At 56.2% G+C, this 24,279-nt stretch carries 18 protein-coding genes, 1 tRNA gene, 3 rRNA genes and 1 riboswitch; of the genes, 14 read left to right on the top strand and 8 right to left on the bottom strand.

Translation table 11 applies throughout. The annotated features are described in order from the left end of the window. Position 1: 1 nt before the first annotated feature. The 5 genes from thiS to L2Y28_RS01275 form a co-directional block, all read right to left on the bottom strand. Positions 2-202 carry a sulfur carrier protein ThiS gene (gene thiS / locus L2Y28_RS01255; protein ID WP_003862324.1) on the bottom strand — a complete coding sequence of 67 codons (201 nt, stop codon included), beginning with the start codon at positions 200-202 and terminating at the stop codon, positions 2-4. After that, positions 186-941, bottom strand: coding sequence for a thiazole biosynthesis adenylyltransferase ThiF (gene thiF / locus L2Y28_RS01260; protein ID WP_022646706.1), 756 nt, complete (start codon positions 939-941; stop codon positions 186-188). Before thiF ends, thiS begins: the two co-directional genes overlap by 17 nt. Beyond that, positions 928-1,569, bottom strand: a complete 642-nt coding sequence (thiE, locus tag L2Y28_RS01265) for a thiamine phosphate synthase (protein ID WP_022646707.1) — start codon at positions 1,567-1,569, stop codon at positions 928-930. The genes thiF and thiE overlap by 14 nt, the downstream gene beginning before the upstream one ends. Next, the gene (thiC, locus tag L2Y28_RS01270) at positions 1,569-3,464 is read right to left on the bottom strand and encodes a phosphomethylpyrimidine synthase ThiC (RefSeq protein WP_022646708.1); all 1,896 of its coding nucleotides are present in this window, start codon (positions 3,462-3,464) and stop codon (positions 1,569-1,571) included. Before thiC ends, thiE begins: the two co-directional genes overlap by 1 nt. A 78-nt stretch (positions 3,465-3,542) precedes the next feature. Further along, positions 3,543-3,652, bottom strand: a riboswitch (TPP riboswitch). Positions 3,653-3,706: 54 nt separating this feature from the next. Next, positions 3,707-4,204 carry an Rsd/AlgQ family anti-sigma factor gene (locus L2Y28_RS01275; RefSeq protein ID WP_022646709.1) on the bottom strand — a complete coding sequence of 166 codons (498 nt, stop codon included), beginning with the start codon at positions 4,202-4,204 and terminating at the stop codon, positions 3,707-3,709. A gap of 95 nt (positions 4,205-4,299) precedes the next feature. On the opposite strand from L2Y28_RS01275, the gene nudC reads away from it, so the two are divergent. From nudC to L2Y28_RS01305, 6 genes are all read left to right on the top strand, one after another. Then, entirely contained in the window at positions 4,300-5,073 is a 774-nt protein-coding gene (gene nudC / locus L2Y28_RS01280) for an NAD(+) diphosphatase (RefSeq protein WP_022646710.1), read from the top strand. 38 nt (positions 5,074-5,111) lie between these two features. Beyond that, positions 5,112-6,176, top strand: coding sequence for a uroporphyrinogen decarboxylase (gene hemE / locus L2Y28_RS01285; RefSeq protein ID WP_022646711.1), 1,065 nt, complete (start codon positions 5,112-5,114; stop codon positions 6,174-6,176). 9 nt (positions 6,177-6,185) lie between these two features. After that, positions 6,186-6,857 (top strand): deoxyribonuclease V, encoded by a 672-nt coding sequence (gene nfi, locus L2Y28_RS01290; RefSeq protein WP_003862312.1) that lies wholly within the window; start codon positions 6,186-6,188, stop codon positions 6,855-6,857. Between the two features lie 41 nt (positions 6,858-6,898). Continuing rightward, positions 6,899-7,489: a YjaG family protein gene (locus tag L2Y28_RS01295; protein ID WP_022646712.1), complete on the top strand. Its 591-nt coding sequence runs from the start codon at positions 6,899-6,901 to the stop codon at positions 7,487-7,489. A gap of 186 nt (positions 7,490-7,675) precedes the next feature. After that, on the top strand, positions 7,676-7,948 hold the full coding sequence (hupA, locus tag L2Y28_RS01300) for a nucleoid-associated protein HU-alpha (RefSeq protein ID WP_002445246.1): 273 nt from the start codon (positions 7,676-7,678) through the stop codon (positions 7,946-7,948). A gap of 11 nt (positions 7,949-7,959) precedes the next feature. Then, positions 7,960-8,652: a DUF1481 domain-containing protein gene (locus tag L2Y28_RS01305; protein ID WP_022646713.1), complete on the top strand. Its 693-nt coding sequence runs from the start codon at positions 7,960-7,962 to the stop codon at positions 8,650-8,652. Positions 8,653-8,701: 49 nt separating this feature from the next. On the opposite strand, the gene purD is transcribed toward L2Y28_RS01305, so the two are convergent. Further along, positions 8,702-9,994 carry a phosphoribosylamine--glycine ligase gene (gene purD / locus L2Y28_RS01310; protein ID WP_022646714.1) on the bottom strand — a complete coding sequence of 431 codons (1,293 nt, stop codon included), beginning with the start codon at positions 9,992-9,994 and terminating at the stop codon, positions 8,702-8,704. A gap of 15 nt (positions 9,995-10,009) precedes the next feature. Further along, entirely contained in the window at positions 10,010-11,599 is a 1,590-nt protein-coding gene (gene purH / locus L2Y28_RS01315; protein ID WP_022646715.1) for a bifunctional phosphoribosylaminoimidazolecarboxamide formyltransferase/IMP cyclohydrolase, read from the bottom strand. A gap of 563 nt (positions 11,600-12,162) precedes the next feature. Between purH and L2Y28_RS01320 the strand changes: the two genes are divergently transcribed. The 8 genes from L2Y28_RS01320 to aceK all read left to right on the top strand — a co-directional run bounded on the left by L2Y28_RS01320 (position 12,163) and on the right by aceK (position 23,283). After that, positions 12,163-13,704, top strand: a 16S ribosomal RNA gene (locus L2Y28_RS01320). An 84-nt stretch (positions 13,705-13,788) separates the two neighbouring features. Beyond that, positions 13,789-13,864: transfer RNA gene (locus L2Y28_RS01325), tRNA-Glu, on the top strand. Positions 13,865-14,047: 183 nt separating this feature from the next. Then, positions 14,048-16,953 (top strand): 23S ribosomal RNA (locus tag L2Y28_RS01330). A 69-nt stretch (positions 16,954-17,022) separates the two neighbouring features. Continuing rightward, positions 17,023-17,138: ribosomal RNA gene (gene rrf, locus L2Y28_RS01335) — 5S ribosomal RNA — on the top strand. Together the 16S, 23S and 5S rRNA genes with 1 tRNA gene alongside form the textbook arrangement of a ribosomal RNA operon. 218 nt (positions 17,139-17,356) lie before the next feature. Beyond that, positions 17,357-18,286 carry a homoserine O-succinyltransferase gene (metA, locus tag L2Y28_RS01340; protein ID WP_022646716.1) on the top strand — a complete coding sequence of 310 codons (930 nt, stop codon included), beginning with the start codon at positions 17,357-17,359 and terminating at the stop codon, positions 18,284-18,286. Between the two features lie 270 nt (positions 18,287-18,556). Then, positions 18,557-20,158, top strand: coding sequence for a malate synthase A (gene aceB, locus L2Y28_RS01345; protein WP_022646717.1), 1,602 nt, complete (start codon positions 18,557-18,559; stop codon positions 20,156-20,158). A 31-nt stretch (positions 20,159-20,189) separates the two neighbouring features. Further along, complete coding sequence (gene aceA, locus L2Y28_RS01350) at positions 20,190-21,494, top strand: isocitrate lyase (RefSeq protein WP_022646718.1); 1,305 nt, start codon at positions 20,190-20,192, stop codon at positions 21,492-21,494. Between the two features lie 49 nt (positions 21,495-21,543). Beyond that, positions 21,544-23,283 (top strand): bifunctional isocitrate dehydrogenase kinase/phosphatase, encoded by a 1,740-nt coding sequence (gene aceK, locus L2Y28_RS01355; RefSeq protein WP_022646719.1) that lies wholly within the window; start codon positions 21,544-21,546, stop codon positions 23,281-23,283. A 68-nt stretch (positions 23,284-23,351) separates the two neighbouring features. On the opposite strand, the gene iclR is transcribed toward aceK, so the two are convergent. Further along, the gene (gene iclR, locus L2Y28_RS01360) at positions 23,352-24,179 is read right to left on the bottom strand and encodes a glyoxylate bypass operon transcriptional repressor IclR (protein WP_022646720.1); all 828 of its coding nucleotides are present in this window, start codon (positions 24,177-24,179) and stop codon (positions 23,352-23,354) included. Positions 24,180-24,279: the final 100 nt, after the last annotated feature.

Raw genomic sequence — 24,279 nt, forward strand, 5'->3', positions numbered from 1 at the left:
CTCAGCCCCCTGCGATAACCTGAAACAGCAGGATCTGGTCGCCTTCATTGACCTGCTGATGTTCCCACCGCTCGCGCGGCAGGATTTGTTGATTGAGCGCCAGCGCCGTTCCCGGCTTCAGCTGGCGCAGCGTGTCGAGCAGGGCGGCAACGGTGAGATCGTCGTCGCACGTCATCGGCTCATCGTTAAACAGAATGCGCATCGCGGCCTCCGCATACCGGGCAGCGGTTGGCGCGGTTTAACGCCAGATGGCGCCAGCCGCTGGAACGGGCGTCGAACAGCCGGAGCGTGTTGTGCTCTGTTTCCATGCCGCTGAGCAACTTGATGGCTTCCAGCGCCTGAAGGGTACCCATCACGCCCACTACCGGCCCAAGAATGCCAGCCGTGCGGCAGTTACGCTCCGGTTCAGCCTCGTCCGGCCACAGGCAGCGGTAGCAGCCCTGCGCCCACGGCGGCGTAAGCACCATTATCTGCCCGCCGAAACCGACCGCGCTGGCGGTGATCAGCGGCGTGTTCTGTGCAACACAGGCCGCATTAATGGCCTGACGCGTCGCCATATTGTCCGTGCAGTCCAGCACCACGTCGGCAAGGGCAACTTCGCGTTGCAGATCTTCTCCGCTCAGCCGCGTCTGGAGCGCCACCAGTTCAATATCGGGGTTAAGCTGGTTCAGCCGCTTGCGCGTAACCTGTGCTTTAGGCTGGTTAACATCTTCTGTCGTGAAGAGGATTTGCCGTTGCAGGTTGCTGAGGTGTACCTCATCGTCATCGGCCAGTACCAGCGTTCCCACTCCCGCGCCGGCCAGATACAGCGCGGCGGGCGCGCCCAAGCCACCCAAACCGACAATCAGTACCCGGCTGGCGAGCAGCTTTTGCTGCCCGTCAATGGCGATATCCTCCAGCAGGATCTGGCGGCTGTAGCGCATAAAATCACGATCTTTCATCGCCTGCTCCTGCCAGTTGTAAAAGCCGTGCGGTGGCGGCCTGCCAGTCTGCGGCCTGGGTGATAGCGCTGACGACGGCGATACTGCCGACGCCGGTTTCCAGCACGGCGGGCGCACGTTCAAGGCTGATCCCGCCGATGGCGACGGTGGGGTAATCGGCAAGGCGCTTAACGTGGGCTGCCAGCTGAGCCAAACCCTGTGGGGCAGACGGCATCTGTTTGGTTTGCGTCGGGAAAACGTGGCCGAGGGCGATGTAGGAGGGGCGGGCCGCCAGCGCCACGTCGATCTCCATATCATCGTGGGTGGAAACGCCCAGCCGCAGACCGGCGTCACGGATTGCGTTGAGATCGGTCGTTTCCAGATCTTCCTGTCCCAGATGCACGCCGTACGCCTGGTGTTTAACCGCCAGCCGCCAGTAGTCGTTGATAAACAGGCGGGCGTGGTAGCGACGTCCCAGCGCGATAGCGGCGGCCACGTCGGCCTCCACCTCTTCGTCGCGTTTATCCTTGATGCGCAGCTGGAGGGTGCGAACGCCTGCCTCCAGCAAGCGCTCTATCCACGCCACGCTGTCCACCACCGGGTAAAGCCCTAAGCGGAAGGGGACAGGTGGGAAATCGGGCTGGTACATTACGCCTCCTCCTTTTTGAGGTAGATTTCGCCGCCTTTGGCGCGGAAGGTTTCGGACATGTCTGCCATGCCGACTTCAATGGTCTGCGCGGCGGCGTAGTCGCGCACCTCCTGGCTGATTTTCATCGAGCAGAACTTCGGCCCACACATGGAGCAGAAGTGCGCGACTTTGCCCGATTCCTGCGGCAGGGTTTCGTCGTGGTAGGCGCGGGCGGTGAACGGATCCAGCGCCAGGTTGAACTGGTCTTCCCAGCGGAATTCAAAGCGCGCTTTGGACATGGCGTTGTCGCGAATTTGCGCGCCCGGATGGCCTTTCGCCAGATCCGCCGCGTGGGCGGCAATCTTGTAGGTGATCAGCCCCTGCTTCACGTCCTCTTTGTTTGGCAGCCCGAGGTGCTCTTTCGGCGTCACGTAGCAGAGCATGGCGCAGCCGAACCAGCCGATCATCGCCGCGCCGATCCCGGAAGTGAAGTGGTCATAGCCCGGCGCAATATCGGTGGTCAACGGCCCCAGGGTGTAGAACGGTGCTTCGTGGCAGTGCTCCAGCTCCTCGGTCATGTTGCGGCGGATCATCTGCATCGGTACATGGCCCGGGCCTTCAATCATCACCTGCACATCGTACTCCCAGGCGATTTTGGTCAGCTCGCCCAGCGTGTGCAGCTCGGCAAACTGCGCCTCGTCGTTCGCGTCACGGATGGAGCCAGGACGCAGGCCGTCGCCCAGCGACAGAGAAACGTCATAAGCGGCGCAGATCTCGCAGATTTCGCGGAAGTGCTCGTAGAGGAAGTTTTCCTGATGATGGGAAAGGCACCATTTCGCCATAATCGAACCGCCGCGTGAGACGATACCGGTCAGACGTTTCGCCGTCATCGGCACGTAGCGCAGCAGCACGCCCGCGTGAATGGTGAAGTAGTCCACGCCCTGTTCCGCCTGCTCCAGCAGCGTGTCGCGGAACGCTTCCCAGGTGAGGTTTTCGGCGATACCGTTTACCTTCTCCAGCGCCTGATAAATCGGGACGGTGCCAATCGGCACCGGGCTGTTACGCAGGATCCATTCGCGGGTTTCGTGAATGTAACGGCCGGTGGAGAGGTCCATCACCGTGTCCGCGCCCCAGCGCGTTGACCAGACCAGCTTTTCCACCTCTTCTTCGATGGAAGAGGTGACGGCAGAGTTGCCGATGTTGGCGTTGACCTTCACCAGGAAGTTGCGGCCGATAATCATCGGCTCGGATTCCGGGTGGTTGATGTTGGCGGGAATAATCGCGCGCCCGGCGGCTACTTCATCACGCACGAATTCCGGCGTGATGTTCTCCGGCAGGCGAGCGCCAAACCCTTCACCCGGATGCTGGTGGCGCAGCACTTCGCTGCGAATGCGCTCGCGGCCCATGTTTTCGCGGATGGCGATGAACTCCATCTCCGGCGTGACGATACCCTGTCGCGCGTAGTGCAACTGGGTTACGCATTTGCCCGCTTTAGCGCGTTTTGGCGTCAGCAGGCCAGTAAAGCGCAGCTCATCCAGACCGTCGTCGGCCAGGCGCGCGTTGGTGTACGCCGAGCTGCGCACGCTCAGTTCTTCGCAGTCGTTACGGGCATCAATCCACGGCTGGCGAAGCTTTGCCAGACCCTGCTGCACGTTGATAGCAACATCAGGATCGCCGTACGGGCCGGAGGTGTCATACACCGGCACGGCTTCGTTGTCTTCAAACTGCGGGTGCTCTTTGCTGCCGCCGATATGCGTCGGGCTGAGCTGGATTTCGCGCATCGGCACGCGGATATCGGCCTGTGAACCGGTGATGTAGATGCGCGTTGAGTTCGGGAAAGCGGTGCCTTCCAGGGTGTCGATGAAGCGTTGTGCGTGTTCGCGCTGTTCGCGGCGGGTCAGTTTTGTTGTAGACATAGCTCATTCCAGATGTGAAGGACATGGCTTGTCAGACGACGGATGAAGCAAGAGAAGATCGCCCGAAGGCGATACAACAGCAGTGTGACTCTTGTTCCCTTCGCAGGTATTAACCTGATCAGGTTCCGCGGATCCCGAATTAACGGTCTCAGCCCGTGCTTTCACACTGGGCACTCCGACAAGAAAAATCCCCCTCCGCAGAGGGGCGAATGGTTGTAAATTACTCGTTAACGATTAAGAACTCAAGCAGGGCGCGCAACGTTATCGCTGGAGCTGATAGTCAGGTTGTTGTCCAGCACGAGGGCGATGAGCTTGTCTTCCAGCGTGAATCGCTCTTCCAGTGCTTCGCCAAGGTCGGAAAGCGCCTGCTGAAACTCAAGATAGTTATCGTGATCGATAGCGTTCTCCAGCGTGGAATCGTAGTAGTCCATGATCTGCTGGGTGTTGGCTTCAAGCAACGGACAGAGTTTACTGGCCGCTAAATACGGCGTTGTCCCTTCCATTTCGCGGATAATGCGTTCATAAAGGTTGAAATGGCCGTCGGAGAGGTAGTCGACCAGGCTCTGACAAAAGTCGTCCAGCGCTTTTTCATTGAGTCGCATAAAGGATTCTTTGCCAGGCTTAAGACCAACCAGATTGTAATACGCCACAAGGAGATGCTTGCGCACATGTAGCCAGCGATCCACCAGGGTGTTACTTCCTCCAACGCGCTCAGTCAGGCTTTCCAGCTGGTTTAACATGGTCGACTCCATAAGGTTTAAAATGGGATCTGCTTATCCAAAATGTAACCACAATGCTAACAACATGTCAGTGAAGCGAAGGTAGTGCAATAGATATGGATCGTATTATTGAAAAATCAGATCTGGGTTGGTGGATCGTCAGCCACGAACAAAAATTATGGCTACCCTCAGGAGAGTTGCCCTACGGTGCCGCGGAAACGTTCGATCTGGTGGGCCAGTCCGCGCTGAAGATCGGCGAGTGGCAGGGCGATCCCGTGTGGTTGATCCAACAGGCGCGCCGTCAGGATATGGGATCCGTACGTCAGGTGCTGGATCTGGACGTCGGCCTGTTCCAGCTGGCGGGGCGCGGCGTACAGCTGGCGGAGTTTTACCGCTCGCACAAATACTGCGGTTACTGCGGCCACACCATGCACCCGAGCAAAACCGAATGGGCGCTGCTCTGCGGCCACTGCCGTGAACGTTACTACCCGCAAATCGCACCGTGCATCATTGTCGCCATCCGCCGTGATGATTCCATCCTGCTGGCGCAGCATACCCGCCATCGCAACGGCATTCACACCGTCCTCGCCGGGTTCGTGGAAGTCGGCGAAACGCTGGAACAGGCGGTGGCGCGCGAGGTGATGGAGGAGAGCGGCATTAAGGTGAAAAACCTGCGCTATGTGACGTCGCAGCCGTGGCCGTTCCCGATGTCCCTGATGACCGCGTTTATGGCGGAATACGACAGCGGCGAGATTGTTATCGATCAGAAAGAGCTGCTGGAGGCGAACTGGTATCGCTACGACGATTTACCGCTGCTGCCCCCGCCGGGAACGGTGGCGCGTCGCCTGATAGAAGATACCGTGGCAATGTGTCGGGCCGAGTATGAGTAGTGTTACACTGACGGACTGACGCAATAAGGAACTGCAAAATGACCGAACTGAAGAACGATCGTTATCTGCGTGCGCTGCTGCGCCAGCCCGTTGATGTCACCCCGGTGTGGATGATGCGCCAGGCGGGACGCTATCTGCCTGAGTACAAAGCCACGCGTGCGCAGGCGGGCGATTTTATGTCGCTGTGCAAAAACGCCGAGCTGGCCTGTGAGGTGACGCTCCAGCCGCTGCGCCGCTTCCCGCTCGATGCCGCCATTCTTTTTTCGGACATTCTTACCATTCCGGACGCGATGGGCCTTGGGCTCTATTTCGAAACCGGCGAGGGGCCGCGTTTTACCTCACCGATCAAAAACAAAGCCGACGTTGATAAGCTGCCGATCCCCGATCCGGAAGGCGAGCTGGGCTATGTGATGAACGCCGTGCGCACCATCCGCCGCGAGCTCAAAGGCGACGTGCCGCTGATTGGCTTCTCCGGTAGTCCGTGGACGCTGGCAACCTACATGGTGGAAGGTGGCAGCAGCAAAGCCTTTACCGTCATCAAAAAGATGATGTACGCAGAGCCGCAGGCCCTGCATGCCCTGCTCGACAAGCTGGCGAAGAGCGTCACGCTCTATCTCAACGCGCAGATTAAAGCGGGCGCGCAGTCGGTGATGATTTTCGACACCTGGGGCGGCGTGCTGACCGGGCGTGATTATCAGCAGTTCTCCCTGTACTACATGCACAAAATTGTCGATGGTCTGCTGCGTGAAAACGAAGGCCGTCGCGTGCCGGTAACGCTGTTTACGAAAGGCGGCGGTCAGTGGCTTGAAGCGATGGCGGCCACCGGCTGTGATGCGCTGGGCCTCGACTGGACCACTGATATTGCCGATGCGCGTCGTCGCGTGGGGGATAAAGTGGCGCTCCAGGGCAACATGGACCCTTCCATGCTCTATGCGCAGCCTGCCCGTATCGAAGAAGAAGTGTCGACTATACTGTCTGGTTTCGGCCAGGGCGAAGGCCACGTCTTCAACCTCGGTCACGGTATTCATCAGGATGTACCGCCAGAACACGCTGGCGTATTTGTGGAGGCGGTGCATCGGCTTTCTGCCCAGTATCACAAGTAAGGAGTGGTTATGGATCTCGCGTCGCTACGCGCTCAGCAAATCGAACTGGCTTCATCGGTGATCCGCGAGGATCGTCTGGATACGGACCCTCCGCGATACATTGGCGGGGCGGATGTCGGGTTTGAGCAAGGCGGTGAAGTAACGCGAGCGGCGATGGTGGTGCTGAAATACCCGTCGCTGGAGCTGGTGGAGTACAAGGTGGCGCGTATCGCCACCACCATGCCCTATATCCCCGGCTTTCTCTCCTTCCGCGAATATCCCGCGCTGCTGGCCGCGTGGGAGCAACTCTCGCAAAAACCCGATCTGCTGTTTGTGGATGGGCACGGCATCTCCCATCCGCGTCGCCTGGGCGTTGCCAGCCACTTTGGTCTGCTGGTAGACGTGCCGACCATCGGCGTGGCGAAAAAACGCCTGTGCGGCGCGTTTGAGCCGCTCTCTGCCGAACCGGGCGCGCTGGCGCCGCTTATCCATAAAGGCGAGCAGCTGGCGTGGGTCTGGCGCAGTAAAGCGCGCTGCAATCCGCTGTTTATCGCAACCGGGCATCGGGTCAGCATGGACAGCGCCCTGGCGTGGGTGCAACGCTGTATGAAGGGCTACCGCTTACCTGAGCCTACCCGCTGGGCTGACGCCGTTGCCTCTTCACGTCCGGCATTCATTCGTTGGCAGGAAATTCAGCCGTGATTCAGGTAAACTGCGGCTAATTTTCGATTCGAGACATCATCATGTTACAAAACCCGATTCATCTGCGCCTTGAGAAGCTGGAAAGCTGGCAGCACGTGACGTTTATGGCTTGCCTGTGCGAGCGCATGTACCCCAACTATGCCGCGTTCTGTAAGCAAACGGAGTTTGGCGAAGGCCAGATTTATCGACGTATCCTGGATTTGATCTGGGAGACGCTGACGGTCAAAGACGCAAAGGTAAACTTCGACTCTCAGCTTGAAAAGCTGGAAGAGGCAATTCCTGCGGCGGACGATTACGACCTGTATGGCGTCTACCCGGCTATCGATGCCTGTGTGGCGTTGAGCGAGCTGATCCACTCCCGTCTGAGCGGTGAAACCCTGGAGCACGCCATTGAAGTCAGTAAGGCATCCATCACCACCGTCGCGATGCTGGAAATGACCCAGGAAGGCCGTGAAATGACCGACGAAGAGCTGCGTGCTAACCCGGCGGTTGAACAGGAATGGGATATTCAGTGGGAAATTTTCCGTCTGCTGGCGGAGTGTGAAGAACGTGATATTGAGCTGATCAAAGGGCTTCGCGCGGACCTGCGCGAGGCCGGCGAGAGCAATATTGGTATAATTTTTAACCAATGAGACAACAAAACGTGATTTAACGCCTGTTTTGTCACTCCTCGACTCTTCCCTTTCGCCCCCCGTCTGGTCTACATTTGGGGGGCGAAAAAAAGTGGCTATCGGTGCGTGTATGCAGGAGAGTGCTTTTTTGGCATTTTCGTCGCACTCGATGCTTAGCAAGCGATAAACACATTGAAAGGATAACTTATGAACAAGACTCAACTGATTGATGTAATTGCGGACAAGGCTGATCTGTCTAAAGTGCAGGCTAAAGCTGCTCTGGAATCTACCCTGGCTGCTATTACTGAGTCTCTGAAAGAAGGCGATGCTGTACAACTGGTTGGTTTCGGTACCTTCAAAGTGAACCACCGCGCTGAGCGTACTGGCCGCAACCCGCAGACCGGTAAAGAAATCAAAATCGCCGCAGCTAACGTGCCGGCATTTGTTTCTGGTAAAGCACTGAAAGACGCAGTTAAGTAAGACGCGTGGCAGTGAACAGTTTTAACGAAGGGGCGGCAACGCCCCTTTTGTCATTCTGGCGTGGACCGCTCGCGCTGGCAGGCGTACTGTTGCTGTCTGCCTGTAGTCATGATTCCTCACTCCCCCCGTTTACCGCCAGCGGCTACGCTGACAACCAGGGTGCGGTCAGGATCTGGCGCAAAGATTCCAGCGATGAAGTGCATATGCTTACCGCGTTCAGTCCGTGGCATAACGGCAATACCTCGACCGCAGAATACCGCTGGCAGGGCGATGCGCTGTCGCTCATTGAACTGAATATCTACAGTAAGACTCCCGAACACGTGAAGGTGCGTTTTGACGACCACGGCGAGCTGAGCTTTATGCAGCATGAGGTCAGTGGACTGAAACAGCAGCTTTCCAGCGATCAGGTCGCCCTCTACCGCTACCGTGCTGAACAACTTCGCCAGACCAGCGATGCGCTGCGTCAGGGCCGCGTGGTGCTGCGCCAGGGGCGCTGGCATGCCGACGGCACGGTGACCACCTGCGAAGGGCAGACAGTGAAGCCTGAGCTTGAATCCTGGGCAACCGAACACATTCAGCGTCGTCAGCGGCATTCATCTGTGGAGGTGAGTGTGGCATGGCTGGAAGCGCCGGAAGGCTCTCAGCTGTTGCTGGTGGCGAACGAAGATTTCTGCACCTGGCAGCCGACAGAAAAGAGTTTTTGATTTAAGTCCCCTCTCCCTTGAGGGAGAGGGTTAGGGTGAGGGTGTGAAATTACTCTCCCTGCTCCCGCGCAATGGCACGATAGCCGATATCCTGGCGGCTGAAGCTGCCGTTCCAGTGAATATCCGCCATCAACGCATAGGCGCGCTTCTGCGCCTCTGCCACGGTATGACCCAGCGCGGTCGCACACAGCACGCGTCCACCATTAGTGAGCACGCGGTCATCGTCAGAGAGCTTTGTACCGGCGTGGAACACCTTCGCACCGTCAATCTCTTCCAGCGGCAGGCCGTGGATCTCATCCCCGGTATTGTAGCTACCCGGATAGCCACCCGCAGCAATCACCACACCTAAAGAGGCACGCTCGTCCCACTCGGAAGTTTTCTCATTCAGCTTGCCTTCGCACGCCGCCAGACACAGATCAACCAGATCGGACTTCATGCGCAGCATGATCGGCTGAGTTTCCGGATCGCCGAAGCGGCAGTTGAATTCAATCACCTTCGGGTTACCCTGCTTGTCGATCATCAGGCCTGCGTAGAGGAAACCGGTGTAGGTATTGCCTTCCGCCGCCATCCCTTTTACGGTTGGCCAGATGATGCGGTCCATGGTGCGCTGGTGTACTTCGTCAGTGACCACTGGAGCAGGGGAGTAAGCACCCATCCCGCCGGTGTTTGGACCCGTGTCGGCATTGCCTACGCGCTTGTGATCCTGGCTGGTGGCCATCGGCAGGACGTGCTCGCCGTCAACCATCACGATAAAGCTCGCTTCTTCGCCGTCGAGGAACTCTTCAATCACGATGCGGTGGCCCGCATCGCCAAAGGCGTTACCCGCCAGCATATCCTGCACAGCGGCTTCCGCTTCTTCAAGGGTCATCGCCACGATAACGCCTTTCCCGGCAGCCAGACCGTCGGCTTTAATCACAATCGGCGCGCCTTTTTCACGCAGGTAAGCCAGAGCAGGCTCTACCTCGGTGAAGTTCTGATATTCCGCCGTCGGGATGTTATGACGCGCGAGGAAATCTTTGGTGAAGGCTTTTGAACCTTCCAGCTGTGCGGCACCTTCCGTTGGGCCGAAAATTTTCAGGCCCGCGGCGCGGAAGGCATCTACAACGCCGATCACCAGCGGCGCTTCCGGGCCCACAATCGTCAGATCGATATTCTCGTTCCGGGCAAAGCTCAGCAGCGCCGGGATATCGGTTACGCCGATGGCGACGTTCTGTAGCGCGGGCTCCAGTGCGGTACCGGCGTTACCCGGTGCCACAAAGACGGTTTCAACCTGCGGAGACTGCGCTGCTTTCCACGCCAAAGCGTGCTCGCGCCCGCCATTACCAATCACTAATACTTTCATTTTCTGCTCCGGAAATTAATGGCGGAAGTGGCGCATGTCGGTAAAGATCATTGCGATGCCGTGTTCGTCGGCAGCGGCAATCACTTCGTCATCACGGATTGAACCGCCAGGCTGGATCACACAGGTGATGCCCACAGCAGCGGCCGCATCGATACCGTCGCGGAACGGGAAGAAGGCGTCAGAGGCCATGGCGGAACCTTTGACTTCCAGACCTTCGTCACCTGCTTTAATACCCGCGATTTTCGCAGAGTAAACGCGGCTCATCTGGCCTGCGCCTATCCCGATGGTCATGTTCTCTTTGGCGTAAACAATGGCGTTAGACTTCACGAACTTCGCCACTTTCCAGCAGAACAGCGCGTCGCGCAGCTCCTGTTCGGTCGGCTGACGTTTGGTCACCACGCGCAGGTCGGCTTCTGTCACCATACCCAAATCGCGATCCTGAACCAGCAGACCGCCGTTCACGCGCTTGAAGTCCAGGCCCGGCACGCGTTCCGCCCACTGACCGCAAACCAGCACGCGCACGTTCTGTTTCGCCGCGGTGATTTTCAGCGCTTCTTCGGATGCGGATGGCGCGATGATCACTTCGACAAACTGACGGGAGATGATGGCCTGCGCGGTTTCCGCATCCAGCTCGCGGTTGAAGGCGATAATGCCGCCGAACGCGGAGGTCGGGTCGGTTTTGTAGGCGCGATCGTAGGCATCCATAATGGAGGTGCTTACTGCGACGCCGCATGGGTTGGCGTGCTTGACGATAACGCAGGCCGGCTCGCTGAACTCTTTCACGCATTCCAGCGCGGCGTCGGTATCAGCAATGTTGTTATAAGAGAGGGCTTTGCCCTGTACCTGCTGAGCAGTCGCAACAGAGGCTTCTTTCACCTCTTCTTCTATATAGAAGGCTGCCTGCTGGTGGCTGTTCTCGCCGTAGCGCATATCCTGCTTCTTAATGAAGTTCAGGTTCAGGGTGCGCGGGAAGCGACCAGATGGATCTTTGCTTTCACCGTGGTAGGCAGGAACCAGGCTACCGAAGTAGTTGGCGATCATGCTGTCGTACGCGGCGGTGTGTTCGAAGGCTTTGATGGCGAGGTCGAAACGCGTATCAAGCGTCAGGGACCCTTCGTTGGCGTCCATCTCATTAATAATGGCGCTGTAGTCGCTGCTCTTCACCACGATGGCCACATCTTTATGGTTCTTGGCTGCGGAGCGCACCATGGTGGGGCCGCCAATATCAATGTTCTCTACGGCATCTTCCAGAGAACAGCCTTCGCGGGCGACGGTCTGGGCGAAGGGATAGAGGTTAACGACAACCATGTCGATGGGGGCAATATTGTGCTGCTCCATAATGCCGTCGTCCTGACCGCGACGACCCAGAATGCCGCCGTGCACTTTCGGGTGCAGGGTTTTGACGCGTCCATCCATCATTTCCGGGAAACCGGTGTAGTCGGACACTTCGGTTACCGGCAGACCTTTCTCTGCTAACAGGCGAGCGGTACCGCCTGTAGAAAGCAGCTCCACACCGCGTGCGGAAAGTGCCTGAGCGAATTCGATGATACCGGCTTTATCAGAAACACTGAGCAGAGCGCGGCGGACTGGACGACGTTGTTGCATGGTAAATCCCCTGGATTTCACGATTACAGAGAGCGTTAGATGAATTTTCCAGCGAAAAACTCATCTAACACACCTGACGAGGCCTCCTTGTTAAGCGCGAGCATTTTAACGAAAACGTTTGCGCAACGCTCGCATATTTTCACTTTTTCGAAGCGCTGTGGATAACTCTGTGCGTAAAAGGGTATAAGGCGGGGTTTTGCTGGGGAATGCAGCAGTCAGTCATTTTTCTGTCATTTAGCGGTTGCGGCCTGCGGAGAACTCCCTATAATGCGCCTCCATCGACACGGCGGATGTGAATCACTTCACAGACAACCCGGTCGGTTGAAGAGAAAAAATCCTGAAATAACGGGTTGACTCTGAAAGAGGAAAGCGTAATATACGCCACCTCGCGACAGAGCGCTGAAGCGCGTCGCAACTGCTCTTTAACAATTTATCAGACAATCTGTGTGGGCACTCAAAGTGACATGGATTCTTAATGTCTTCGGACACTAAATGAATACCAAGTCTCAACGAGTGAACACGTAATTCATTACGAAGTTTAATTCATTGAGCATCAAACTTTTAAATTGAAGAGTTTGATCATGGCTCAGATTGAACGCTGGCGGCAGGCCTAACACATGCAAGTCGAACGGTAACAGGAAGCAGCTTGCTGCTTTGCTGACGAGTGGCGGACGGGTGAGTAATGTCTGGGAAACTGCCTGATGGAGGGGGATAACTACTGGAAACGGTAGCTAATACCGCATAACGTCGCAAGACCAAAGAGGGGGACCTTCGGGCCTCTTGCCATCGGATGTGCCCAGATGGGATTAGCTAGTAGGTGGGGTAACGGCTCACCTAGGCGACGATCCCTAGCTGGTCTGAGAGGATGACCAGCCACACTGGAACTGAGACACGGTCCAGACTCCTACGGGAGGCAGCAGTGGGGAATATTGCACAATGGGCGCAAGCCTGATGCAGCCATGCCGCGTGTATGAAGAAGGCCTTCGGGTTGTAAAGTACTTTCAGCGGGGAGGAAGGCGACAGGGTTAATAACCCTGTCGATTGACGTTACCCGCAGAAGAAGCACCGGCTAACTCCGTGCCAGCAGCCGCGGTAATACGGAGGGTGCAAGCGTTAATCGGAATTACTGGGCGTAAAGCGCACGCAGGCGGTCTGTCAAGTCGGATGTGAAATCCCCGGGCTCAACCTGGGAACTGCATTCGAAACTGGCAGGCTAGAGTCTTGTAGAGGGGGGTAGAATTCCAGGTGTAGCGGTGAAATGCGTAGAGATCTGGAGGAATACCGGTGGCGAAGGCGGCCCCCTGGACAAAGACTGACGCTCAGGTGCGAAAGCGTGGGGAGCAAACAGGATTAGATACCCTGGTAGTCCACGCCGTAAACGATGTCGACTTGGAGGTTGTGCCCTTGAGGCGTGGCTTCCGGAGCTAACGCGTTAAGTCGACCGCCTGGGGAGTACGGCCGCAAGGTTAAAACTCAAATGAATTGACGGGGGCCCGCACAAGCGGTGGAGCATGTGGTTTAATTCGATGCAACGCGAAGAACCTTACCTACTCTTGACATCCAGAGAACTTAGCAGAGATGCTTTGGTGCCTTCGGGAACTCTGAGACAGGTGCTGCATGGCTGTCGTCAGCTCGTGTTGTGAAATGTTGGGTTAAGTCCCGCAACGAGCGCAACCCTTATCCTTTGTTGCCAGCGGTTAGGCCGGGAACTCAAAGGAGACTGCCAGTGATAAACTGGAGGAAGGTGGGGATGACGTCAAGTCATCATGGCCCTTACGAGTAGGGCTACACACGTGCTACAATGGCGCATACAAAGAGAAGCGACCTCGCGAGAGCAAGCGGACCTCATAAAGTGCGTCGTAGTCCGGATTGGAGTCTGCAACTCGACTCCATGAAGTCGGAATCGCTAGTAATCGTGGATCAGAATGCCACGGTGAATACGTTCCCGGGCCTTGTACACACCGCCCGTCACACCATGGGAGTGGGTTGCAAAAGAAGTAGGTAGCTTAACCTTCGGGAGGGCGCTTACCACTTTGTGATTCATGACTGGGGTGAAGTCGTAACAAGGTAACCGTAGGGGAACCTGCGGTTGGATCACCTCCTTACCTTAAAGAACCTGCCTTTGCAGTGCTCACACAGATTGTCTGATGAAAAGTAAATAGCAAGGCGTCTTGCGATTGAGACTGTACGTCCCCTTCGTCTAGAGGCCCAGGACACCGCCCTTTCACGGCGGTAACAGGGGTTCGAATCCCCTAGGGGACGCCACTTGCTGGTTCGTGAGTGAAAGTCACCTGCCGTCATATCTCAAAACTGACTTGCGAGTCATGTTTGAGATATTTGCTCTTTAAAAATCTGGATCAAGCTGAAAATTGAAACGACACATCTTTAATGGTGTGTTCGAGTCTCTCAAATTTTCGCAATCGGAAGTGAAACATCTTCGGGTTGTGAGGTTAAGCGACTAAGCGTACACGGTGGATGCCCTGGCAGTCAGAGGCGATGAAGGACGTGCTAATCTGCGAAAAGCGCCGGCGAGGTGATATGAACCTTTGACCCGGCGATGTCCGAATGGGGAAACCCAGTGCAATCCGTTGCACTATCGTTAACTGAATACATAGGTTAACGAGGCGAACCGGGGGAACTGAAACATCTAAGTACCCCGAGGAAAAGAAATCAACCGAGATTCCCCCAGTAGCGGCGAGCGAACGGGGAGCAGCCCGGAGTCTGAATCAGCTTGTGTGTTAGTGGAACGGTCTGGAAAGTCCGACGGTACAGGGTGATAGTCCCGTACACGAAAGCACACTTGCTGTGAACTCGAAGAGTAGGGCGGGACACGTGGTATCCTGTCTGAATATGGGGGGACCATCCTCCAAGGCTAAATACTCCTGACTGACCGATAGTGAACCAGTACCGTGAGGGAAAGGCGAAAAGAACCCCGGCGAGGGGAGTGAAAAAGAACCTGAAACCGTGTACGTACAAGCAGTGGGAGCCTCTTTATGGGGTGACTGCGTACCTTTTGTATAATGGGTCAGCGACTTATATTCTGTAGCAAGGTTAACCGTATAGGGGAGCCGAAGGGAAACCGAGTCTTAACTGGGCGTTAAGTTGCAGGGTATAGACCCGAAACCCGGTGATCTAGCCATGGGCAGGTTGAAGGTTGGGTAACACTAACTGGAGGACCGAACCGACTAATGTTGAAAAATTAGCGGATGACCTGTGGCTGGGGGTGAAAGGCCAATCAAACCGGGAGATAGCTGGTTCTCCCCGAAAGCTATTTAGGTAGCGCCTCGTGAACTCATCTTCGGGGGTAGAGCACTGTTTCGGCTAGGGGGCCATCCCGGCTTACCAACCCGATGCAAACTACGAATACCGAAGAATGTTATCACGGGAGACACACGGCGGGTGCTAACGTCCGTCGTGAAGAGGGAAACAACCCAGACCGCCAGCTAAGGTCCCAAAGTCATGGTTAAGTGGGAAACGATGTGGGAAGGCACAGACAGCCAGGATGTTGGCTTAGAAGCAGCCATCATTTAAAGAAAGCGTAATAGCTCACTGGTCGAGTCGGCCTGCGCGGAAGATGTAACGGGGCTAAACCATGCACCGAAGCTGCGGCAGCGACGCTTAGGCGTTGTTGGGTAGGGGAGCGTTCTGTAAGCCGTTGAAGGTGTGCTGTGAGGCATGCTGGAGGTATCAGAAGTGCGAATGCTGACATAAGTAACGATAAAGCGGGTGAAAAGCCCGCTCGCCGGAAGACCAAGGGTTCCTGTCCAACGTTAATCGGGGCAGGGTGAGTCGACCCCTAAGGCGAGGCCGAAAGGCGTAGTCGATGGGAAACAGGTTAATATTCCTGTACTTGGTGTTACTGCGAAGGGGGGACGGAGAAGGCTATGTCAGCCGGGCGACGGTTGTCCCGGTTTAAGCATGTAGGCGGAGGTTCCAGGTAAATCCGGTACCTTATTAACGCTGAGGTGTGATGACGAGGCACTACGGTGCTGAAGTGATAAATGCCCTGCTTCCAGGAAAAGCCTCTAAGCATCAGGTAACACGAAATCGTACCCCAAACCGACACAGGTGGTCAGGTAGAGAATACCAAGGCGCTTGAGAGAACTCGGGTGAAGGAACTAGGCAAAATGGTGCCGTAACTTCGGGAGAAGGCACGCTGATATGTAGGTGAAGTCCCTGCGGACGGAGCTGAAATCAGTCGAAGATACCAGCTGGCTGCAACTGTTTATTAAAAACACAGCACTGTGCAAACACGAAAGTGGACGTATACGGTGTGACGCCTGCCCGGTGCCGGAAGGTTAATTGATGGGGTTAGCGGCAACGCGAAGCTCTTGATCGAAGCCCCGGTAAACGGCGGCCGTAACTATAACGGTCCTAAGGTAGCGAAATTCCTTGTCGGGTAAGTTCCGACCTGCACGAATGGCGTAATGATGGCCAGGCTGTCTCCACCCGAGACTCAGTGAAATTGAACTCGCTGTGAAGATGCAGTGTACCCGCGGCAAGACGGAAAGACCCCGTGAACCTTTACTATAGCTTGACACTGAACACTGGTCCTTGATGTGTAGGATAGGTGGGAGGCTTTGAAGCGTGGACGCCAGTCTGCGTGGAGCCAACCTTGAAATACCACCCTTTAATGGCTGGTGTTCTAACGTAGACCCGTAATCCGGGTTGCGGACAGTGTCTGGTGGGTAGTTTGACTGGGGCGGTCTCCTCCCAAAGAGTAACGGAGGAGCACGAAGGTTGGCTAATCCTGGTCGGACATCAGGAGGTTAGTGCAATGGCATAAGCCAGCTTGACTGCGAGCGTGACGGCGCGAGCAGGTGCGAAAGCAGGTCATAGTGATCCGGTGGTTCTGAATGGAAGGGCCATCGCTCAACGGATAAAAGGTACTCCGGGGATAACAGGCTGATACCGCCCAAGAGTTCATATCGACGGCGGTGTTTGGCACCTCGATGTCGGCTCATCACATCCTGGGGCTGAAGTAGGTCCCAAGGGTATGGCTGTTCGCCATTTAAAGTGGTACGCGAGCTGGGTTTAGAACGTCGTGAGACAGTTCGGTCCCTATCTGCCGTGGGCGCTGGAGAATTGAGGGGGGCTGCTCCTAGTACGAGAGGACCGGAGTGGACGCATCACTGGTGTTCGGGTTGTCATGCCAATGGCACTGCCCGGTAGCTAAATGCGGAAGAGATAAGTGCTGAAAGCATCTAAGCACGAAACTTGCCCCGAGATGAGTTCTCCCTGAGACTTTAAGTCTCCTGAAGGAACGTTGAAGACGACGACGTTGATAGGTCGGGTGTGTAAGCGCAGCGATGCGTTGAGCTAACCGATACTAATGAACCGTGAGGCTTAACCTTACAACGCCGAAGCTGTTTCGGCGAAGAGACAGACACGATTTTCAGCCTGATACAGATTAACAGAATTTGCCTGGCGGCTTTAGCGCGGTGGTCCCACCTGACCCCATGCCGAACTCAGAAGTGAAACGCCGTAGCGCCGATGGTAGTGTGGGGTCTCCCCATGTGAGAGTAGGGAACTGCCAGGCATCAAACAGAAAGAACCCCGTACCGGAAGGTGCGGGGTTTTTTGCTTTGTGCGTTCTGAAAAGTCGGGTGGTGGCCCCACCTTACCCGCCCTACATGCTTTCCCTCCTTGAAACTTTCTCACCTTTCGCTTGCAGACTCGACATTAAGCCCGTTTCTGGGTATCGTTAGCTGTCTGGATGTCTAAACGTTTATACGTATGCTGTGAGGATTTAAGGTTATGCCGATTCGGGTGCAGGACGAGCTACCAGCCGTCAATTTCTTGCGTGAAGAGAATGTCTTCGTCATGACGGCTTCGCGTGCGACAGGTCAGGAAATTCGCCCGCTGAAGGTGCTTATTCTCAATCTGATGCCAAAAAAGATCGAAACGGAGAACCAGTTCCTGCGTTTGCTCTCCAACTCTCCGCTTCAGGTTGATATCCAGCTGCTGCGCATTGACGCCCGTGAGTCACGCAACACGCCTGCTGAGCATCTGAATAACTTCTACTGTAATTTTGAAGATATTCGCGATGAGAATTTCGATGGACTGATCGTCACCGGCGCACCGCTGGGTCTGGTGGAATTTAATGACGTTGCCTACTGGCCACAAATCAGGCAGGTGCTGGAGTGGGCAAAAGATCACGTCACGTCCACCTTATTTGTCTGTTGGGCGGTACAGGCCGCGCTGAATATCCTCTATGGCATTCCCAAGCAAACCCGCAGCGACAAACTTTCTGGCGTATACGAACACCACATTCTTCACCCGCATGCGCTGCTGACGCGTGGTTTCGATGACACTTTCCTGGCTCCGCATTCTCGCTACGCCGATTTTCCGGCACAGCTGATCCGCGATTATACCGACCTGGAAATCCTGGCCGAAACGGAAGACGGCGATGCCTACCTGTTCGCCAGTAAAGACAAACGCATCGCGTTCGTTACCGGCCATCCTGAGTACGATCCGCATACCCTCGCGTCAGAGTATTTTCGTGACGTTGAAGCGGGTCTGAATCCGGATGTCCCGTACAATTATTTCCCGAAAAACGATCCGCAAAACACGCCTCGGGCAACCTGGCGTAGTCACGGAAATCTGCTGTTCACTAACTGGCTCAACTATTACGTCTACCAGATTACGCCGTACGATCTGCGCCACATGAATCCGACGCTGGAGTAATCGTCTGCATTAAACGATCCTAAAGCGTTTCAGCTATTCAGATCAGGCACCTTAGGGTGCCTTTTTTATTTCCGAAAACCAACTCAACATCGTGAAAAACTTTAATCCCATATTAATCATACAGTTGTGATTGGATATGAATTAAAATGGAAATTGTTTTTGATTTTGGAAAAATTATAGATAGTCTTAATTCTGCTGAGCGAAAACTAAACAACGATCTTTCGCTCGCATCGGGGGCGTGATTTTGGATCTTTGATGAGGAGCAGAACGATGACTCAACAGGCAACAACGGTCGATGGACTGACCTTTACCCAGCCGAATGGCGAGCAAGAACAGCAAGTTTTGACGGCAGAAGCGGTAGAGTTTCTGACTGAACTGGTGACTCGCTTTACGCCACAGCGTAATAAACTGCTGGCGGCACGCATTCATCAACAGCAGGAGATCGATAACGGCAAGTTGCCAGGGTTTATTTCGGAAACCGCTTCCATTCGTCATGGTGAATGGAAAATTAGCGGAATCCCTGAAGATTTACAGGATCGTCGCGTAGAGATCACCGGCCCGGTAGAGCGCAAAATGGTGATTAACGCCATGAATGCCAACGTCAAAGTATTTATGGCGGACTTCGAAGATTCCCTCGCGCCGGACTGGCAGAAAGTTATCGACGGGCAAATCAACCTGCGCGACGCCGTCAACGGCACCATCAGCTATACCAACGAAGCCGGTAAAATTTACCAGCTCAAACCGAATCCGGCGGTGCTGATCTGCCGCGTACGCGGTCTGCATTTGCCTGAAAAACACGTCACCTGGCGCGGAGAAGCCATTCCGGGCAGCCTGTTCGACTTTGCGCTGTACTTCTTCCACAACCATAAGAACCTGCTGGCGAAAGGCAGCGGCCCCTATTTCTATCTGCCGAAAACCCAGTCCTGGCAGGAAGCGGCGTGGTGGAGTGAAGTCTTCAGCTACGCAGAAGACCGTTTCAGCCTGCCGCGCGGCACCATTAAGGCTACGCTGCTGATTGAAACCCTGCCAGCCGTATTCCAGATGCATGAGATCCTCCATGCGCTGCGTGACCATATTGTGGGCCTGAACTGCGGCCGCTGGGATTACATCTTCAGCTACATCAAAACCCTGAAAAACCATGCCGACCGGGTATTGCCGGATCGTCAGGTTGTGACCATGGATAAACCGTTCCTCAGCGCCTACTCGCGCCTGCTGATTAAGACCTGCCACAAACGCGGCGCCTTTGCGATGGGCGGCATGGCGGCGTTTATCCCGAGCAAAGACGCAGAGCGTAACAATCAGGTGCTCAACAAGGTGAAAGCCGATAAAGAGCTGGAAGCCCGTAACGGCCACGACGGGACGTGGATTGCCCACCCCGGTCTGGCCGACACGGCGATGGAGGTCTTCAACCGCGTACTCGGCGACAACAAAAACCAGCTGTTTGTCACCCGTGAAGACGATGCGCCAATCGCAGAAGAACAGTTGCTTGCGCCGTGTGCGGGCGAGCGTACGGAAGAGGGCATGCGCGCCAATATTCGCGTCGCCGTGCAGTACATCGAGGCATGGATCTCCGGCAACGGCTGCGTGCCGATCTACGGCCTGATGGAAGATGCCGCCACGGCGGAAATTTCACGTACCTCCATCTGGCAGTGGATCCATCATCAAAAAACGCTCAGCAACGGCAAACCGGTCACCAAAGCCCTGTTCCGTCAGATGCTGGCCGAAGAGATGCGGGTCATCCAGGACGAACTGGGCGAGCACCGCTTCAGCAGCGGGCGTTTTAATGACGCTGCGCGCCTGATGGAGCAAATCACCACCTCTGATGACTTAATCGACTTCCTGACCCTGCCGGGCTACCGCTTCCTGGCGTAATTCACCACATAACAATATGGAGCATCTGCACATGAAAACCCGTACCCAACAGATCGAAGAGTTACAAAAAGAGTGGACCCAACCGCGCTGGGAAGGCATTCGCCGTCCGTACAGCGCAGAGGAAGTGGTGAAGTTACGCGGCTCGGTTAACCCGGAGTGTACGCTGGCGCAGAACGGCGCGGCGAAAATGTGGGATCTGCTGCACGGGGGGTCTAAAAAAGGTTATATCAACAGCCTCGGCGCACTGACTGGCGGTCAGGCATTGCAGCAGGCGAAGGCCGGCATTGAAGCTATCTATCTTTCCGGCTGGCAGGTCGCGGCGGATGCTAACCTGGCCTCCAGCATGTATCCGGATCAATCTCTTTATCCGGCGAACTCGGTGCCGTCAGTGGTAGATCGGATCAACAATACCTTCCGCCGTGCGGATCAGATCCAGTGGGCGGCGGGCATCGAGCCCCACGATCCGCGCTTTACTGATTATTTCCTGCCGATCGTCGCCGATGCGGAAGCCGGTTTCGGCGGCGTGCTGAACGCCTTTGAGCTGATGAAATCCATGATTGAGGCCGGTGCAGCGGCCGTACACTTTGAAGATCAGCTGGCGTCGGTGAAGAAGTGTGGGCATATGGGCGGGAAAGTGCTGGTGCCAACTCAGGAAGCGATCCAGAAGCTGGTTGCCGCGCGTCTGGCTGCTGACGTGCTCGGCGTGCCGACGCTGGTCATTGCCCGTACCGATGCGGACGCAGCGGACCTGATCACCTCTGACTGCGACCCGTACGACAGAGAATTCATCACCGGCGAACGCACCAGCGAAGGGTTCTATCGCACGCATGCCGGTATTGAACAGGCGATCAGCCGCGGCCTGGCGTATGCCCCTTACGCCGACCTGGTCTGGTGTGAAACCTCCACGCCGGATCTGGCGCTGGCGAAGCGCTTTGCCGATGCGATTCATGCGAAATATCCGGGCAAGCTGCTGGCCTATAACTGTTCGCCGTCCTTCAACTGGCAAAAAAATCTGGACGACACGACCATCGCCAGCTTCCAGCAGCAGCTGTCGGATATGGGCTACAAGTACCAGTTCATCACCCTGGCGGGTATCCACAGCATGTGGTTCAACATGTTCGACCTGGCGCATGCCTACGCACAGGGCGAAGGCATGAAGCACTATGTTGAGAAGGTACAGCAGCCAGAATTTGCGGCGGGTAAAGAGGGATATACCTTCGTTTCGCACCAGCAGGAGGTGGGAACCGGCTACTTCGATAATGTGACCACAATTATTCAGGGCGGGACTTCCTCCGTCACGGCATTAACGGGTTCAACGGAAGAAGCACAGTTCTGATCTTTCCCCCTCTCCCCCCTCGGGGAGAGGGTTGGGGTGAGGGGAATATATGTCGCGTGGTCTGGAATTACTGATAGCCCAAACTATTTTGCAGGGCTTCGATGCCCAGTATGGCCGCTTTCTGGAAGTCACATCCGGCGCGCAACAGCGTTTTGAGCACGCCGACTGGCACGCGGTTCAGCAGGCCATGAAGCAGCGTATCCATCTCTATGATCACCACGTAGGTCTGGTGGTAGAACAACTGCGCTGTATCACCGACGGTAAAAGCCCGGATGCGGAATTTTTACTGCGCGTGAAAGAGCATTACACCCATCTGTTACCCGACTACCCGCGCTTCGAGATTGCGGAGAGCTTTTTCAACTCCGTCTATTGCCGGTTATTTGACCACCGCTCATTATCTCCTGAGCGGTTATTTATCTTCAGCTCCCAGCCCGAGCGACGCTTCCGTACCATTCCGCGTCCGCTGGCGAAAGATTTCTTTCCCGATCGCGGCTGGGAAAAGCTCCTGCACCGCGTCTTAACAGATTTGCCGCTGCGCCTGCCGTGGCAGAATAAACCCCGGGATATCGGCTATATCCACGCGTATCTCAGTGAAACCTTCGGTGAGGCGGTGCTCAGCCGCAGCCATTTGCAGGTTGCCAACGAGCTTTTCTACCGCAATAAGGCCGCCTGGCTGGTGGGCAAACTGGTTACGCCGACAGCCATCGTGCCGTTTCTGCTGCCCATTCACCGTACCGACGACGGCGAACTGTTTGTCGATACCTGCCTGACTACCAGCGCTGAGGCGAGTATCGTATTTGGCTTCGCCCGCTCCTATTTCATGGTCTACGCCCCGCTGCCCGCCGCCCTGGTGGAGTGGCTGCGCGAGATCCTGCCGGGCAAAACCACCGCCGAGCTGTATATGGCGATTGGCTGTCAGAAGCATGCCAAAACGGAGAGTTATCGGGAATACCTGCGTTATGTCACCACGGCTGATGAGCAGTTTATCGAAGCGCCGGGTATCCGCGGCATGGTGATGCTGGTCTTCACGCTGCCGGGCTTTGATCGGGTGTTTAAGGTGATTAAGGATAAATTCGCCCCGCAGAAAGAGATGACCGCAGCCCACGTCCGTGCCTGCTATCAGCTGGTAAAAGAGCACGATCGCGTCGGGCGAATGGCCGATACCCAGGAGTTTGAAAACTTTGTGCTGGATAAGCAGCAGATCGATCCGGCGCTAATGACGCTGCTCATGCAGGAAGCGCCGACAAAAATTACCGATCTTGGCGATAAGATTGCGATCAGTCATCTCTACATTGAGCGCCGTATGGTGCCGCTAAATATCTGGCTGGAACAGTCAGAGGGCCAGGCTTTACGTGATGCCATCGAAGAGTACGGCAACGCCATCCGCCAGCTCGCCGCTGCCAATATTTTCCCCGGCGATATGCTGTTTAAAAACTTCGGCGTCACCCGTCACGGGCGGGTGGTGTTCTACGATTACGATGAAATTTGCTACATGACCGAGGTGAACTTCCGCGATATCCCGCCGCCGCGCTACCCGGAAGATGAACTGTCCAGCGAGCCGTGGTACAGCGTCTCGCCGGGCGATGTGTTTCCGGAGGAGTTTCGCCACTGGCTGTGTGCGGACCCACGCATCGGGCCGTTATTTGAAGAGATGCATGCCGATCTGTTCCGCGCCAGCTACTGGCGCGGGCTGCAAGCGCGGATCAAAAACGGGCACGTGGAAGATGTCTACGCTTACCGCCGCAAGCAGCGGTTTTGCATCCGCTTTTCTCCCTCTCCCGCAGGGTAAGGGCATCCGCTTTTCTCCCTCTCCCTGTGGGAGAGGGCCGGGGTGAGGGCACCAGACCGCCCTCAATCCTAACGAATCCCACCATACGCCAGCGTCACCTCTTTTGCGGCCTTAATCACCAGCGCACCCAGCTCGGTGACGCGGTCGTCGGTCATACGTGAAATCGGCCCGGAGATGGAGATGGCGGCAAACGGCTCGCGGTGTTCGTCGAAAATACAGGACGCGAGGCAGCGCAGCCCGAGGGCATGTTCTTCGTCATCAAACGAATAGCCGCGCTTGCGGGTCAGAGCCAGATCTTCTTTCAGATGCACCGGCGACACCAGGGTGGCGTGGGTGTAGGCGTGCAGACCTTTACGGTGCAGCAGACCCGTCACCTGCTCTTCGCTAAGTTGCGAGAGAAACGCTTTCCCTGCGCCAGAGGCATGCATCGGCAGCTTGCCGCCAATCGGTGCGGACATGCGCATCAGCTGCGTACACTGCACCTGGTCGATGATAATCGCCTGATGGTCGCTCTGGTCCAGCACCGCGAGATTTACCGTCTCGCCGGACTCCTCCATCAGCTTGCGCAGAATCGGGTGGACAATCGCCAGCAGGTTGCGGCTTTGCAGGAAGCTGCTGCCGACAATAAACGCATGTGCGCCCACCGCCCAGTGTCCCAGCTCGCCCACCTGACGCACGAAGCCCAGCTGCTGCATGGTGGTCAGCAGACGGTGCGTGGTGGAGTTCGGCAGGCCAGCCTGCTGCGCCAGCTCTGTCAGGGCCACGCTACCATGCGATTCGGCTATCCATTCCAGCAGCTTCAGGCCGCGCGTCAGGGATTGAACCTGTCCGCCAGGTTGTGCAGCGGTGGTTGCAGCAGGTTTTCTGCCGCGTTTAGCGGGAACGGTCGTAACCATGACGAACTCCTTTTTCTGTATCGTGGAAATCATTTTCGTTTTATTTGGTGGTTTTGCAACCGCTTTCCTGACTGATCGGAGGAGTGATAGTGAACATGTC

The organism is Enterobacter sp. JH25, assembly GCF_021725435.1.
In the GTDB taxonomy this organism is placed as follows: Bacteria; Pseudomonadota; Gammaproteobacteria; order Enterobacterales; family Enterobacteriaceae; genus Enterobacter; species Enterobacter intestinihominis.